The following is a 13,761-nucleotide window of genomic DNA, read 5'->3' as shown; positions in this document are numbered from 1 at the left end:
AGAATGTTATCTCTCGCGGGCTTTCATTAGTTCACTGATTTGGGTATTATTCCTCGCCTAAAAATAGCTCCAACAGCGAGTTTAAGAATAACTTTCCATGTTCTGTAATTTGCCATTCATCATCAGTTTCTGTGATGTACCCTTTGGCTAAGGCCTCATTAAGAGCAGGCCTTACAGTTGATTCGGGCAAACCTGTGTATTGGGTAAATTCTTGACGGGGCATGGCCTCAAGTAACCGAAAGCGGTTCATGAAATATTCAAATGGTTTATCTTCGGCTTCTACATCATAAGACTGCTGAAGATACCGACCTTCCATATAACCTCGAGGATGTTTGGTTTTTACCGTACGTAAAATCCGCCCATCTTCAAAGGTAATTTTGCCATGAGCACCACAGCCAATACCGAGATAATCACCAAAGCGCCAGTAATTGAGGTTGTGTTCACACTGATAACCCGATTTTGCGTAGGCAGAGGTTTCATACTGTACATAACCCGCTGCACTGAGTAGCTTGTGACCCTCGGTATAAATGTCCCACAGGGTATCGTCATCAGGCAGCGTTGGTGGCCTTGAACCAAATTGTGTATTGGGCTCGATAGTTAGCTGATACCAAGACAAATGTGGCGGCGCAAGTTCAATCGCTTGTTTTAAATCTGACAAGCCTTCATCGCGCGTTTGTGCGGGTAAGCCATGCATTAAATCGAGATTGAAGCTGCGTAAGTTGAGGTGAGTGGCCAATTTTGCTGCACGTTTCGCATCATCAGGGCCATGAATACGGCCTAAAGTGATCAGCTTATCGTTACCAAAGCTTTGTACGCCGATCGAAATACGGTTGATTCCCGCAGCCTGGTAGCCTGCAAACCGGTCTGCTTCTACGGTTCCAGGGTTGGCTTCCATGGTGACTTCTGCGTTTGGGTCTAATTGAACTCGTGCGCGAACACCATCCATCAATGCTTGCATGGCTTCAGCCGTCAGCAAACTCGGTGTTCCCCCTCCAATAAAAATCGTTTTAACAGGGCGATCAGCAATTAATTTGGCATCAATATCTAAGTCCGCTAATAAGTGCTCAACATACTCTTTTTGTGGGATCTCTCCTTTTAGAGTATGCGAATTGAAATCACAATAAGGGCACTTTTGCACACACCAAGGAATATGGATATACAAGCTCAGTGGTGGCAAGTTATGCATTCTTCAGAGCATCCAGCATCATTGCTAAGGCTTTACCACGATGGGAAACAGCTTGTTTTTCTGCTTTGCTTAACTCTGCAGAGGTACAGCCAAGCTCTGGTACGTAAAAGATAGGATCGTACCCAAAACCGCCTTGGCCTTTGCGTTCGCGGGTAATAATACCGTGCCAACGGCCATGGAATACTAATGGCGTAGGGTCTTCGGCGTGGCGCAAATACACCAGCACACAATTAAATTGCGCCTGACGTTGGTCATCAGGCACATTTTTCATTGCATCCAATAGCTTAACGAGGTTTTGCTCGTCAGTTGCTTCCTCACCAGCGTAGCGGGCAGAGTAGATCCCTGGCGCGCCACCAAGGGCATCAACCGAAATTCCTGAGTCGTCAGCAATAGCGGGTAAACCCGTTTGTGCCGACGCGTGTCGAGCTTTCAGGATGGCATTTTCAATAAAGGTTAAACCTGTTTCTTCTACAGATTCAACACCCAATGAAGTTTGTGCAACGATATCCATACCGAAATCGCGAAGTAAGTCGGCTAATTCATTTACTTTGCCCGGATTCCCGGTCGCTAAAACAACTTTTTGCATCGTTTAAAACTCGTTTTTACATAATACCAATGGAATACATCATTGCGGTCAATGATGGGTCAATCATCAGGGAAATATCCACACGCAAATAATTCAGGGCGATTAAGATAAACATCACAATCATTGCTGAGAAATCTAACCCACCCATTGCTGGGATAATACGGCGAATTGGCGCCATTAGCGGTTCAGTTAATTGGTATAATAAATAATCAACAGGATTACGGCCTTGGCTTACCCAGCTGAGGATGGCGCGGATCAAGATCATCCAGAAGATCAATTTACCTGCATACGTTAGTAATAAAATGATTCCCATTGGGAGAATCGTTACGCCTAAGATAGGCAGTAAGTTAGTTGCCCACATGCCAAAAATAATTGCGGCAATGGCTAAAACAAAAGCAACAACAACAGACGCCGTATCAATTGAACCAATCGCAGGGATCACACGGCGTAGCGGCGCGACAATCGGTTGTGTGGCTTTGACCACAAATTTGGAAAATGGGTTATAGAAATCCGCACGAACGCACTGCATCCAAACGCGGAGCAATAACACAAAAATATACAGCTGGATCAGAGTGGTAACGACAAATACTAAAGTCTGCATGGCAAGTTCCGCGATTAATTAAAAAAGTTTTTCCATTTCTTCTGCTCTGTTGATGGCGCTTTGCATCGCGTTAGCAACAGTTTGCGGAAGGTTTTCGTTGTAAAATTGCTCTAAAGCCATCGCGGTGGTACCGCCTTTAGAGGTGACTTGTTCACGTAAGGTTGAAAAAGCCGTGTCGTGCTGGGATTTCGCCAGTTCAACGGAGCCTTCAATGGCATTCAACACTAATTCACGTGCTTGTTCTGCATCATAACCGAGTTGCTCTGCTTTTTGTTGCATCGCTTCCATAAATAAGAAGAAATAAGCGGGGGAGCTACCTGTAATTGCAATAATATTATTGATTTCTTGCTCTTTCTGGCACCAAATCGTTGAACCGACACTTTGCATTAATTCCTGCGCAAATTGTTTGTCTTGCTCAGTCACTTTGGCTTGCGCAAATAACCCACTTACGCCTTTACCAACCAAGGATGGGGTATTTGGCATGATGCGCACTAAATTCAGTTGATGTGCAAAGTAATCGTTATAGCGCTCTGCTGGGATGCCTGCGGCAATGGTTAACACCAGTTTGTTATCAAAATCAGTGGCATTTTGCAGGGGTTCGCAGACTTCTTTCATCATTTGTGGTTTTACTGCTAATACAATGACATCGGCCTGTTTAACGGCAGCAAGGTTATCATCACTGCTAATAATGCCATATTGTGCGGCAATTTTATCGCGGCGCACGGGGGTTGGAGAACAAACGGTGATCATTGATGCGGGGTAACCATTGCTAACAAGCCCTGCGACGATAGCGTGAGCCATATTTCCAGCGCCGATGAAAGCAATTTTACGGTGTTGCATTCTGTTCTCCTTATTATTGATGATATTGGCGCGCACCAAAAATCGCGGTTCCTATGCGAACAAGGGTTGAACCGCAGTGAATAGCGGCGCGCATATCGTCAGTCATTCCCATCGATAGGGTATCGACTGTTGGGTAAGTAGTTTGTAACTGTTTAAATGCGTTGTCCATTTGACGAAACGCTTCACATTGACGGTCATAGTCTGATTCAGGAGCAGGGATCGTCATCAAACCTCGTAATACAAGGTTTGGCATAGTTGCGACTTCAGCAGCAAGCTTAGCAACCTCACCTAATGTTATGCCAGATTTGCTGTTTTCATCGCTAATATTAATTTGGATGAGTACATTTAGTGGCGTTTTATTGCTAGGGCGCTGGTCATTCAGACGCTGAGCAATTTTAGCTCTGTCAAGCGTGTGGAACCAATCAAAGTGTTCAGCGACTAAACGGCTTTTATTGGATTGTAATGGGCCGATAAAATGCCAAATAAGGTCAGTTCTATTTGCGAAATATTGGATTTTCTCAACGCCTTCTTGGACGTAATTTTCACCAAATTGGCGCTGGCCTGCTTTGATGGCTTCTAAAATGGCCTCACAAGGCTTGGTTTTACTGACAGCCAGCAGCGTAATGTCTTGGGGTGAACGATGACATTCTTCGGCAGCAGTTTGAATACGTGCGGTAACATCAGAGATATTATTTTGAATGGTCATGTATTTATTCATTATGGTTTAATTCAAAACTATTTTATTCACAGAGTGCATGAATAGTGACTGTTGACCATAGTGTAAAGCAATTCGCGTTAGAACGGCACCTTTGCATGAGATTTCCGTGAAAAATAACCTCAAAACTGTGCAAAATTAACTATGTTGCTCAAACCAGCTTTCAAGGATCACCACAGCGGAAGCCGAATCCACTTTTCCTTTGCTTAATGCGCGGTAGCCACCTTGCTCAAATAAGCCTGCTTTTGCTTCAACCGTGGAAAGTCGTTCATCGTGCAATTCGACTTTAACACCAAAACGGCCATGAATACGATTGGCAAAATTACGCGCTTGGCTGGTGACCAGTTGCTCGGTGCCATCCATATTAAGGGGTAGGCCGACAATAACCAACTGAGGAAGCCATTCTTTAAGTAACTTTTCGATTTGTTGCCAATCAGGGCGACCATCACTGGCTTTAAGTGATGTTAATGGGCGTGCTGTACCTGTGATCTCTTGTCCAATAGCAACACCAATACTTTTTGTTCCGAAATCAAAGGCTAATAGCGTTCTTCCTGACATTATGCATGCCCCGCTTGCATGGAAATCGTATGAATATTGACACCAATTAAATTGGCAGCCGCAGCCCAACGTTCGTTAATTGGCGTATCAAAAATGAGTTTAGGGGATGCTTCAACTGTCAACCAGCTATTTTCCATGATTTCTCGCTCTAGTTGACCTGGCTCCCAACTGGAATAACCTAAGGCGACTAAAGAGTTTTCTGGCGAGTGATCGCTACCAAGAGTTTCTAAAATATCTTTCGACGTAGTGACCATCACTTCATCATTAAGATGCAAGCTAGATAAAAAGCCGCTAATTGGTGTATGTAAGATAAAACCATGTTCTTCTGCAACCGGGCCACCAGCAATCACGGGGCGTTGTAGGTTACGTTTATTGACTTTATCGGATACCGTAATTTCAAGCTTTCTTAACATGGTATCAACTGAAAAGTCATCAATGGGTTTATTAATGACTAAACCCATTGCGCCTTTTTCGTTGTGCTCACACACATACACTACAGATTGCTCAAAATAAGGATCTGTGAGGGATGGCATGGCAATAAGAAAATGGTTTTGTAGATTCAAACTTAAACTCCATTCATTTTTATTGAATTCGTTGGCTAAAAAGGCAGAAATCGCCTTTTTAGCCTGTTTTATTGCTTATTTTTTCAAGCGACGTTCAATGGCATCCATCAACATACCTGTGATAGAAATATCAAAAGCCGCTTCGATTTCACGAGCGCAAGTTGGGCTTGTGACGTTAATTTCAGTCAGGCGATCACCTATAATGTCTAACCCAACGAACACTAAGCCTTTTTCTTTCAATGTTGGCGCGACGGCACGCGCAATTGCCCAATCACTTTCTGTTAAAGGACGCGCTTCGCCACGGCCACCTGCGGCCAAATTACCACGGGTTTCACCTTGCGCTGGAATACGCGCTAAACAGTACGGCACTGGCTCACCATCAACCACTAACACACGCTTATCGCCCTCTTTAATGGCAGGTAAAAAGTTTTGAGCCATACAATAGCGGGAGCTATGTTCTGTCAATGTTTCGATGATCACGCCCACGTTAGGGTCATCTTGTTTTAAACGGAAAATCGATGCACCGCCCATGCCATCAAGGGGTTTGAAGATCACATCCCCATGTTTTTGATGGAATTCTCTTAATTTTTGCGGGCTGCGAGTCACTAACGTATCTGGCGTTAATTCAGGGAACCAAGCAGTGAATAATTTTTCATTACAGTCACGCAGGCTTTGCGGTTTATTCACAATCAAGGAACCTGCTTGTTCTGCGCGTTCTAAGATATAGGTTGCGTAAATGAACTCGGTATCGAATGGCGGATCTTTGCGCATCAAAATCGCATCAAGGGAACCGAGGGCGATATCTTGTTCACCATGGAATTCGTACCATTTCGCAGGATTTTCTTCGACGGTGACAATTTTAGTCTGTGCGCGAGCCTCACCTTGGTGCAAATAGAGGTCATTCATTTCCATATAATGAATTTCGTAACCACGACGCTGAGCTTCCAACATCATTGCAAAACTGGTGTCTTTCTTGATTTTGATGGATGAAATAGGATCCATCACTATACCGAGCTTGATCATTTTTTCTCCTTAACCCAGATCACCTAAGCGCACTTGCAGTGCAGTGATAGCGGTTAGCGCAGTCGTTTCTGTTCTAAGTACTCTAGGGCCTAACAGTATATCGGTAAATTGATAATTGGCTGTCATGGCGATTTCATCCGCTGAAAGCCCGCCTTCTGGGCCAATCAACAGTCTTACTTTTTTCAATTGAGTCGGCAGGGTATTGATGCTTTCTGTCGCTCTTGGGTGAAGATTTACCTTGAATGCACCGTCATCCTCCGCACACCAAGTTTCAAGGCTTTGTACGGGGCGAATTTCAGGGATACGGTTTCGGCCACATTGTTCACATGCAGCAATCGCAATTTTTTGCCATTGCTGTAATTTTTTTTCGAGTCGCTCGGGGTCTAAACGCACACCACAACGCTCTGAAATTAAAGGGGTAATGGTATTAACACCCAATTCAACAGATTTTTGGATGGTGAATTCCATTTTTTCCCCGCGTGACATGACTTGGCCTAAATGGAGATCGAGGGGGGACTCTCTATCATCAAGATTGCCACTTTCAATGTAGACCAAAACATGCTTTTTCGAAGCTTCCGTAATTTCAGCACTAAAAGTTTGGTTGCTACCATCAAACAGCTCAAGCTTCTGACCAGGAGCCATACGGAGGACTCTGCCCACATGGTTTGCGGCATCATCACCAAGAGAAATGGTTGTATTGGTTTGTATTGGCTCAGGGTGATAAATGCGTGGAATGCGCATGGTGTTTCCTTAGTACAGACTCGATTAATAAATAGGATAGCTTTGGTGAATATGGGGATTGAATCGCAAAACTCAAGCTTTGCTATCTAGTTTATAACGAAAAAAAACGTATTTATAGTACGTCTGTGCCATCGCCGTTAAATTAGACGCAATTGATAAATAAATAGAAAAACTTTGAGCTCGAATAAACTGATTGTATTGAACGGAATTAAAGTGTTTAGGTTGGTTATTTTTCTGCGTATATTTATTTTTTCTCCATAATGGAATAAGGAGTTAATATGCTCGACTTATGGTGCGCAGTTTTAGAAAAATTCGTTTTTATCTTTAATGAAATAATGAATCTTTTATTTAAATTGAAAACAGAGTGGAGCTGTTTTTATATTAAATTCAGTAACATTATGGTCAATAAGGAAGTTTATTTGATTTTAATGCTTTTAGTGTTATCTGTAATAATGACCTTTAAGCTATTGAAATCTATTCCTGAAAAATATTTTCAATTACCTTCCATTGAGGTTAATTATTTTTCATTGTTTTTTATTTATTCAGTGTTGGGTCTTATCGTTTTTTATTCGTTGAGTTATTGGCTTGCCATCTTATTTTTATTCGTATTTTTAAACTTCACTGTGTTGTTGTTTATTATTGATTATAAAACAGGGTATTTACCGAATATATTAACTTACCCATTCTTAGTGATTGGGTTGTTGTATCAAATAAGCTCTCCAAACGGTAATGTGATTTCGGCTATCTATGCCATTATCGTGGCTTATTTGGCCATTATGTTTATCACAACGCTGGTGGAAAAAATCAAAAAACAGCCGCAAATGGGAAGGGGAGATTTTAAATTGATTGCTGCGTGTGCATCATGGCTTGGTGTACTGAATTTACCGCATTTTTTAGGTCTAGCAGCAGTGCTAGGGCTTTTGCACTACAGTGCGAGTTATTGGCTATTACCTAAGTTCCATGGCGTTGGCGGAAAATCGTATTTGAAAAGTGGAGAAGGTATGAATATGGGGGGCCCGACTATTCCTTTTGGGCCAGCGATTTTGGTTAGTGCGAGTATTTGGCTGTATTTATCACTTATTCAATGATAATAAATGAATAACACAGCCAAATGATTTGCTCGTTTGGTTATTTAGCAGCATTAACCATGGTATCTAAGAATTGTTGCCATTTATCTGGCGCGCCAAGGTAGTTTTGTAGTGGGACTCGTAGCCACTGGCCTTGTTGCTGAATCAGTAATGTAGGGAAGCCAGATGCACCTGATTGCGCTAATAGTGTTTTACTGTTTTGAATGTGGGTCTTAGTTTCACTTAGCTCACTCTGTGCGTAGTCAGTCGTATATTGAGCGACATCCAACCCAATGCTTTGTGCTAAATCTAACAGGACAGCGCTATCATTAATGTGGCGCCCTGCAATATAGTGGGCTTTTTGAATCGCTTTTAGCATTTCTAAGCCTTTACCTTGTTTTGTTGCTGCCAGTATTGCGGTTTGCGGTATTGCTGAGTCCATTACAAAGTTAGGCTCATGTAACATTGTAAGGTAGTCATCACCAAAAACTTGCTCTGTCATTGACGCTATGCGTTTATCTGATTGGATAATGTGTTGGCGGAAATTATCATCTAAATGTAGTCGAGAGCTGCCTGCGAGCATGCCACCACCATGCATTTCGATATGAATATTTGGGTGTTTCGCAGCAACTTCAATTAACGGTGCAGCAGCATAACACCAGCCACAATAAGGGTCATAAATATAGTGTAGGGTAATATTGCTCATAATAATGTCTCGCTGAATTATTTTTAAGATACTCAAGGTGATAGCATAAACTATCCCCCTAGATCATTTTGTTTTTAATGTGTATCCACAAGTTACAAAAAGTACCAAAACAAATGAAATAGGGGGCAATTTATCGGCTTACTGAGGCCACTGCATTTCGCCTTTAATCACTTTGGCGCTGAGCTCTAAGCTCGATTTTTCATCTAAGTTAGGGTATTGCGTTTCTACTTTTTTAATCAGTTCATCCGCGTTTTTGCTTGCTTTTGTCGCAGTTTCAAAGTCATTTAAATATTGCTGAGTAAATGTAACGGTTCCAATATCAAACTTAGAATTGCCGGTAAAATGCCCTGGTACAACGGTTTCGGGTTTAAGTGCTTTAATACTCTCTAAAGCTTGTTGCCAGTTTTGGCGTGAGGTTTCAGTTTGCGTATCTGCAATCCACACATGGAGATTATCGTAAACTAATACGCCACCCACGACTGCTTTTAAAGAGGGTACCCACAGATAAGTTCTGTCTGGTGAGGCACCATCTAGGCCTTTAATCTCTAATTTTTCACCATCAACGGTAAAGCTATTCCCTTTAATGACTTCAGGAACAATAACATGGCTTGGTGCTTCATTTTTTAATTCACCGCCCCAATAGGCAAGTTTGCCATCTTTAGTTGCATTAATGGCGTTGACGGTTTCGGCAGTTGCAACCACTTTGGCTTCAGGGAAAGCTTTTGTCAGCGTCTCTAAACCAAAATAAAAATCAGGGTCTGAATGGCTAATATAAATGGTGGTTAATTTCTTATTCAGCTTTTGGATTTTATCGACTAATTTTTGTGCGTCGTTGTTTTGAAATTGAGCATCAATTAAAACCACTTCAGTTGGGCCGCTAATAATTTCAGATGAAACAGGGAAAACACTGTTATGGCCTGGGTTATACACATCTAATGTTAGCTTTTTAGCCTGTGCCATGTGCATAGTTGTTGCGAATAATGTCGTTGCTGCTAATAAGGTAAGTTTCATTTTTATATCCTAAAATTAAGTGATGCAGGTAAATGTTGTTTGGCTTGGCGTGTATATTAGATTGTAATAATGATGGGAAAAACAGCATAATTAGGCTTTATTTGTTGCATAAATCGGTCGAATTGGTGGGGTATGGATAGATTAAAAGCGGTAGAAGTGTTTATCACCATTGTGGAGAGTGGCAGCCTAAGCGGTGCGGCAGATAAGCTAGATATGTCTCGTGCGATGGTAACTCGCTATTTATCTGAGATGGAACAATGGGCGGGTGTTCGGTTATTAAACCGTACAACAAGGCGGCTTAGTTTAACCTCTGCAGGGGAAGGGGTTTACCAACAATCGTTACAACTAAATGCGATTTCACAAACGGTTCCTGTGCAGCAAGAGCATGATAATCAAGCATTATCAGGGCTGGTACGTATTAGTTGCTCACAATCTATTGCCCAAAGTGCGCTTTCCATGGCAATGACCGAGTTTATGCAACAGTACCCTAATATGGCTATTGATATGCAGATCTCGAATAAATCAGTGAATCTTATTGAGGAAAGAATTGATTTAGCGATCCGTATTACTAATCAGCTAGAGCCAAGTCTGATTGCGAAGCCTCTTTCGACCTGTTATTCCGTGATCTGTGCATCTCCCCGTTTTTTGGAAGGAAAAAAGCATCCTACAAAACCCGAGGATTTAGCATTACTGGATTGTCTAACTTATAACTTTTTTGGGCGTAGTTTATGGGTGTTTGAAAAAGAAGGCGAACAGCACACAGTGTTAGTGGATGGAAGGTTGAGTGCTAATGAATCTGTTTTTATCGCCGAAGCGACCTTAAATGGCGCAGGGGTTTCTATGCAGCCTTATTATTCAGTTGCAAAGTATTTGGATTCAGGCGAATTAATCCAATTATTACCTGATTACACACCAATGCCATTAGGTATTTACGCTGTGTATGCCAGTCGACAAAAAATGCCAACCTCACTACGTGCGGTGATCGATTATCTTGCTAACTGGTTTACTACCTCACCCCATTGGTTATCACTGATGCAGCAAGGCCAGCGCTAAATGTTGTTCAATCTGGTTAAATTGTTTTTTTAAATGTTTGGTAAATATATCAGTGAGTTGTGATGATGGGCGGTGAATAGGTCTAATTAAGCTCACCGTAAAGGGTATTGAAAAGCTTAAAGGACGCAGCGCTAGTTTACCCGAAGATTGCTGGTGAAAATCCAACGCTGTTAGTGGGTTAACAATGGAAATCCCAATACCTTTTAGAGCCATCGCACAAATAGAAGAAGCCGAATGTGTTTCCATCACCATTTTTCGGTCAATTTGCTGCTCCGCAAAGGTTGAGTCAATTAATTGGCGGTAGCTGTCAGTTAAAGACAAACTAATAAAGCGTTGATGCTGAAAATCACTGGGGGTTAAGACCTTTTTTTGAGTGAGAGGATGCCCTGTAGGTAACACACACACTTCATTTAAACTTCCAAGCGTTTGTTGCTCAGTACCTGGCGGCATTTGCAAATGTTCTGTTAAACCAAAATCATAGCGCTGGGCAGAGAGCCATTCTTCGAGCACAGGAGATTCCTGAGGGATTACGGTGATACTGACATCAGGATAGCTTTCCATGAAAGAGTGGCAGACTGACGGTAAAAGGGATTGGGCAAAAGCGGGTAAGCAGGTGACAGAAATTTGGGCATGTTCAAAACGGCGTATTGTTTCTGCTGAGTTTTTGATGCGCTCTAACCCATAGTAAGAGCGTTCAACTTCTTCTAAAAATCGCAGCCCTTGCGCGGTGGGTTGCAAGCGCCCTTTGACGCGATCAAAAAGCTTAAATTGTAGTAAATGCTCAAGGCGTGCCAGTTCACGGCTGATGGTAGGCTGTGAAGTATTCAACAATGCAGCGGCTTCCGTCAAATTCGGTGCGGTCATCACTGCACGAAATATCTCAATATGTCGCCACGAAATGGCCTGCATTTTTCACCTCAAAACCAAAGCTATATCAAATATGAATAGATTTTAGCAAAATGGATATTTTTTTTCCCATCTTTTCTCTGAATAATAGACTTTAATATAATAAAAACTTGCAAACGAGAAACATAATGACTTCATTCGCAACCACTTCAAGCCAGTATTTAACCCCTGAACATTTACGTGCGCTACCTGCACAATACGGTACCCCTGTTTGGGTATATGACAGTGCAGTCATCATTGAGCGTATTAAGCAATTACAAATCTTTGATACGGTGCGCTTTGCTCAAAAAGCTAGTTCAAATATTCATATTTTACGCCTTATGAGAGAGCAGGGCGTTAAAGTCGATTCAGTTTCTTTAGGGGAAATCGAACGTGCGCTGGTGGCCGGCTTCAAGCCAGGTCGTGAAAAGTCAGAAATCGTGTTTACTGCGGACGTGCTTGATAGAGCAACACTGGCTAAAGTGACGGAGCTGGATATACCTGTCAATGCGGGGTCAATTGATATGCTAGACCAAATTGGTCAGCAAAAAGCAGGGCACCCAGTTTGGCTTCGTATCAACCCTGGTTTTGGTCATGGTCATAGCCAAAAAACCAATACGGGCGGTGAAAATAGCAAGCACGGTATTTGGCATGAAGATTTACCTTTAGCCTTAGAAAAAATTCGTCATTATAATTTGTCGTTAATCGGTATTCATATGCACATTGGCTCAGGCGTTGATTATCAACATCTTGCAGATGTATGTGATTCGATGGTGGCGCTGGTGACAACTGCTGGCGTGGATCTTCATGCTATTTCAGCGGGTGGTGGGTTATCGACACCTTACCGTGAAGGCGATGAATTAATCGATGTGCAGCATTATTATAGTTTATGGGATAACGCGCGCCAGCGCATAGCGCAGCATCTAGGACACGCGATTGAACTTGAAATCGAACCAGGTCGCTATTTAGTGGCTGAATCGGGCGTTTTGCTGGCGGAAGTGCGTGCTGTTAAAGATATGGGAAGCCGTCATTATGTCTTAGTCGACAGTGGTTTTAATGATTTAATGCGCCCAGCGATGTATGGCAGTTATCATCATATTTCTGTTTTACCTGCAGACGGAAGTGCTGCGGATGAGTCACAACTAAAAGACACCATTATTGCCGGCCCTTTATGTGAATCTGGGGATGTGTTTACTCAGCTTGAAGGTGGGCTTGTGGTGACTCGCGCATTACCTGAGGTCAACGTGGGGGATTATTTGGTTTTCCACGACACAGGAGCCTACGGCGCATCTATGTCTTCAAACTATAATAGCCGACCATTATTACCAGAGGTGATGTTTGTTGAGGGGAAACCGCAATTAATTCGCCGTCGTCAAACGATTGAAGAACTATTGGCATTAGAGCTGTAGTTTAAATCATTCTTCAAAAAAATTAATGGGTCCAGCTATTGAATAAATAGCTGGATTTTTTTGTTTTTAATTAAGGTTAAAATTACTCTTTTAGGTTATTTACAATATTTTCCCATCTGTAAAAATAAATTTATTATTTCTAATGGTTTATTTTATTTAAAGTGAATAATATGAAATTGATATTTTTTATACTTAGCCTCGTTTTTTTAGAGTGTAAAGCTCAAGATTTGAAAAGAGGTGTCATTATGCCATCATATAGGATGCTGTCATTTAATTATGATAGCAAATATTTAATATATGAACCGTCTATTAATGATGAGTATCCACCACCAAGAAATGAAAAAGATTTTTTCTTGTTAGTTGAAAAGGCAGCATCAGGAGATTCCAATAGTAATTTATTATTGTTTAAATTATTTCTTAAAGATTCTAATTGTAAGTATTTTGATTTTAAACCTGCCATGCCTAATTTTATTTGTAAAAAAGCCGTTAATTACTTAATTGAATCGGTTAATAGAAATCCTGATAATAATATAGCGTTATTTGAAATGAGTAAACTTCATTATAAAGGGGTTGTATTAGATGAAAATATAAATAAAGCAAATTTAATTCTAGATAAGATAATAGAAAAAGGAGGACGAGATTCTGTATTAGTCTGTGATTATTTAGTTGAAATTACTCTTTTTGATGATGAAAGAAACATAAAAGATATTGATAAAGCACGATATTATGCAAATCTTGGCTCGAAAAATGGTAGCGATAAATGTAATAAATATCTCAATGATATAGATTACTACATGAAAAACAAATGAAGATAATA

16 protein-coding genes are annotated in these 13,761 nt (G+C 41.5%); 4 read left to right on the top strand and 12 right to left on the bottom strand.

Annotated features, from left to right (window positions below; all coding sequences use genetic code 11):
* Nucleotides 1-46: 46 nt before the first annotated feature.
* The 9 genes from hemW to rsmE all read right to left on the bottom strand — a co-directional run bounded on the left by hemW (nucleotide 47) and on the right by rsmE (nucleotide 6,813).
* Nucleotides 47-1,186 (bottom strand): radical SAM family heme chaperone HemW, encoded by a 1,140-nt coding sequence (gene hemW / locus AABS66_RS10145; RefSeq protein ID WP_430224888.1) that lies wholly within the window; start codon nucleotides 1,184-1,186, stop codon nucleotides 47-49.
* A complete protein-coding gene (locus AABS66_RS10140) occupies nucleotides 1,179-1,772 on the bottom strand; it encodes an XTP/dITP diphosphatase (RefSeq protein ID WP_430224887.1) in 594 nt (197 codons plus the stop codon). Before AABS66_RS10140 ends, hemW begins: the two co-directional genes overlap by 8 nt.
* Nucleotides 1,773-1,788: 16 nt before the next feature.
* Complete coding sequence (locus AABS66_RS10135; protein ID WP_206084730.1) at nucleotides 1,789-2,373, bottom strand: YggT family protein; 585 nt, start codon at nucleotides 2,371-2,373, stop codon at nucleotides 1,789-1,791.
* Nucleotides 2,374-2,391: 18 nt separating this feature from the next.
* Entirely contained in the window at nucleotides 2,392-3,213 is an 822-nt protein-coding gene (gene proC / locus AABS66_RS10130) for a pyrroline-5-carboxylate reductase (protein ID WP_206084731.1), read from the bottom strand.
* 13 nt (nucleotides 3,214-3,226) lie between these two features.
* A complete protein-coding gene (locus tag AABS66_RS10125) occupies nucleotides 3,227-3,919 on the bottom strand; it encodes a YggS family pyridoxal phosphate-dependent enzyme (protein ID WP_272516354.1) in 693 nt (230 codons plus the stop codon).
* Between the two features lie 147 nt (nucleotides 3,920-4,066).
* Nucleotides 4,067-4,486, bottom strand: coding sequence for a Holliday junction resolvase RuvX (gene ruvX / locus AABS66_RS10120; protein ID WP_206084733.1), 420 nt, complete (start codon nucleotides 4,484-4,486; stop codon nucleotides 4,067-4,069).
* Nucleotides 4,486-5,049 (bottom strand): YqgE/AlgH family protein, encoded by a 564-nt coding sequence (locus AABS66_RS10115; RefSeq protein ID WP_206084734.1) that lies wholly within the window; start codon nucleotides 5,047-5,049, stop codon nucleotides 4,486-4,488. Before AABS66_RS10115 ends, ruvX begins: the two co-directional genes overlap by 1 nt.
* A gap of 75 nt (nucleotides 5,050-5,124) precedes the next feature.
* Nucleotides 5,125-6,072: a glutathione synthase gene (gene gshB, locus AABS66_RS10110; protein WP_206084735.1), complete on the bottom strand. Its 948-nt coding sequence runs from the start codon at nucleotides 6,070-6,072 to the stop codon at nucleotides 5,125-5,127.
* A 9-nt stretch (nucleotides 6,073-6,081) separates the two neighbouring features.
* Entirely contained in the window at nucleotides 6,082-6,813 is a 732-nt protein-coding gene (gene rsmE, locus AABS66_RS10105; RefSeq protein WP_206084736.1) for a 16S rRNA (uracil(1498)-N(3))-methyltransferase, read from the bottom strand.
* A 428-nt stretch (nucleotides 6,814-7,241) separates the two neighbouring features.
* Here rsmE and AABS66_RS10100 point away from each other — a divergent pair, with 428 nt between their 5' ends.
* A complete protein-coding gene (locus AABS66_RS10100; RefSeq protein ID WP_430224938.1) occupies nucleotides 7,242-7,901 on the top strand; it encodes a prepilin peptidase in 660 nt (219 codons plus the stop codon).
* 40 nt (nucleotides 7,902-7,941) lie between these two features.
* Here AABS66_RS10100 and AABS66_RS10095 read toward each other — a convergent pair whose 3' ends face one another.
* Both AABS66_RS10095 and AABS66_RS10090 read right to left on the bottom strand, forming a co-directional pair.
* Entirely contained in the window at nucleotides 7,942-8,586 is a 645-nt protein-coding gene (locus AABS66_RS10095; RefSeq protein ID WP_206084737.1) for a DsbA family protein, read from the bottom strand.
* A gap of 138 nt (nucleotides 8,587-8,724) precedes the next feature.
* Nucleotides 8,725-9,597 carry an MBL fold metallo-hydrolase gene (locus AABS66_RS10090; protein WP_272539823.1) on the bottom strand — a complete coding sequence of 291 codons (873 nt, stop codon included), beginning with the start codon at nucleotides 9,595-9,597 and terminating at the stop codon, nucleotides 8,725-8,727.
* 132 nt (nucleotides 9,598-9,729) lie between these two features.
* Here AABS66_RS10090 and AABS66_RS10085 point away from each other — a divergent pair, with 132 nt between their 5' ends.
* Nucleotides 9,730-10,650 (top strand): LysR family transcriptional regulator, encoded by a 921-nt coding sequence (locus AABS66_RS10085; protein ID WP_206084739.1) that lies wholly within the window; start codon nucleotides 9,730-9,732, stop codon nucleotides 10,648-10,650.
* Here the strand turns inward: AABS66_RS10085 and AABS66_RS10080 are convergent.
* Nucleotides 10,624-11,559, bottom strand: coding sequence for a LysR family transcriptional regulator (locus AABS66_RS10080; RefSeq protein WP_206084740.1), 936 nt, complete (start codon nucleotides 11,557-11,559; stop codon nucleotides 10,624-10,626). The genes AABS66_RS10085 and AABS66_RS10080 overlap by 27 nt on opposite strands.
* Before the next feature lie 125 nt (nucleotides 11,560-11,684).
* Here AABS66_RS10080 and lysA point away from each other — a divergent pair, with 125 nt between their 5' ends.
* A complete protein-coding gene (lysA, locus tag AABS66_RS10075; RefSeq protein ID WP_272539824.1) occupies nucleotides 11,685-12,944 on the top strand; it encodes a diaminopimelate decarboxylase in 1,260 nt (419 codons plus the stop codon).
* Between the two features lie 245 nt (nucleotides 12,945-13,189).
* On the top strand, nucleotides 13,190-13,753 hold the full coding sequence (locus tag AABS66_RS10070; RefSeq protein ID WP_272539825.1) for a sel1 repeat family protein: 564 nt from the start codon (nucleotides 13,190-13,192) through the stop codon (nucleotides 13,751-13,753).
* The last annotated feature ends 8 nt before the right edge of the window (nucleotides 13,754-13,761 follow it).

This window comes from Providencia sp. SP181 (genome assembly GCF_050446505.1).
In the GTDB taxonomy this organism is placed as follows: Bacteria; Pseudomonadota; Gammaproteobacteria; order Enterobacterales; family Enterobacteriaceae; genus Providencia; species Providencia vermicola.
Note: the sequence above shows the minus strand (reverse complement) of the source record. Positions and strands in the feature narration are given on the sequence as shown.

Bases quoted from the DNA above. Each gene is read 5' to 3' on its own strand.
- AABS66_RS10070 (WP_272539825.1), top strand. From the start codon at position 13,190: ATGCCATCATATAGGATGCTGTCATTTAATTATGATAGCAAATATTTA.
- proC (WP_206084731.1), bottom strand. From the start codon at position 3,213: ATGCAACACCGTAAAATTGCTTTCATCGGCGCTGGAAATATGGCTCAC.
- AABS66_RS10095 (WP_206084737.1), bottom strand. From the start codon at position 8,586: ATGAGCAATATTACCCTACACTATATTTATGACCCTTATTGTGGCTGG.
- AABS66_RS10140 (WP_430224887.1), bottom strand. From the start codon at position 1,772: ATGCAAAAAGTTGTTTTAGCGACCGGGAATCCGGGCAAAGTAAATGAA.
- ruvX (WP_206084733.1), bottom strand. From the start codon at position 4,486: ATGTCAGGAAGAACGCTATTAGCCTTTGATTTCGGAACAAAAAGTATT.
- AABS66_RS10135 (WP_206084730.1), bottom strand. From the start codon at position 2,373: ATGCAGACTTTAGTATTTGTCGTTACCACTCTGATCCAGCTGTATATT.
- AABS66_RS10125 (WP_272516354.1), bottom strand. From the start codon at position 3,919: ATGACCATTCAAAATAATATCTCTGATGTTACCGCACGTATTCAAACT.
- AABS66_RS10100 (WP_430224938.1), top strand. From the start codon at position 7,242: ATGCTTTTAGTGTTATCTGTAATAATGACCTTTAAGCTATTGAAATCT.
- AABS66_RS10080 (WP_206084740.1), bottom strand. From the start codon at position 11,559: ATGCAGGCCATTTCGTGGCGACATATTGAGATATTTCGTGCAGTGATG.
- AABS66_RS10085 (WP_206084739.1), top strand. From the start codon at position 9,730: ATGGATAGATTAAAAGCGGTAGAAGTGTTTATCACCATTGTGGAGAGT.
- lysA (WP_272539824.1), top strand. From the start codon at position 11,685: ATGACTTCATTCGCAACCACTTCAAGCCAGTATTTAACCCCTGAACAT.
- AABS66_RS10090 (WP_272539823.1), bottom strand. From the start codon at position 9,597: ATGAAACTTACCTTATTAGCAGCAACGACATTATTCGCAACAACTATG.
- gshB (WP_206084735.1), bottom strand. From the start codon at position 6,072: ATGATCAAGCTCGGTATAGTGATGGATCCTATTTCATCCATCAAAATC.
- rsmE (WP_206084736.1), bottom strand. From the start codon at position 6,813: ATGCGCATTCCACGCATTTATCACCCTGAGCCAATACAAACCAATACA.
- hemW (WP_430224888.1), bottom strand. From the start codon at position 1,186: ATGCATAACTTGCCACCACTGAGCTTGTATATCCATATTCCTTGGTGT.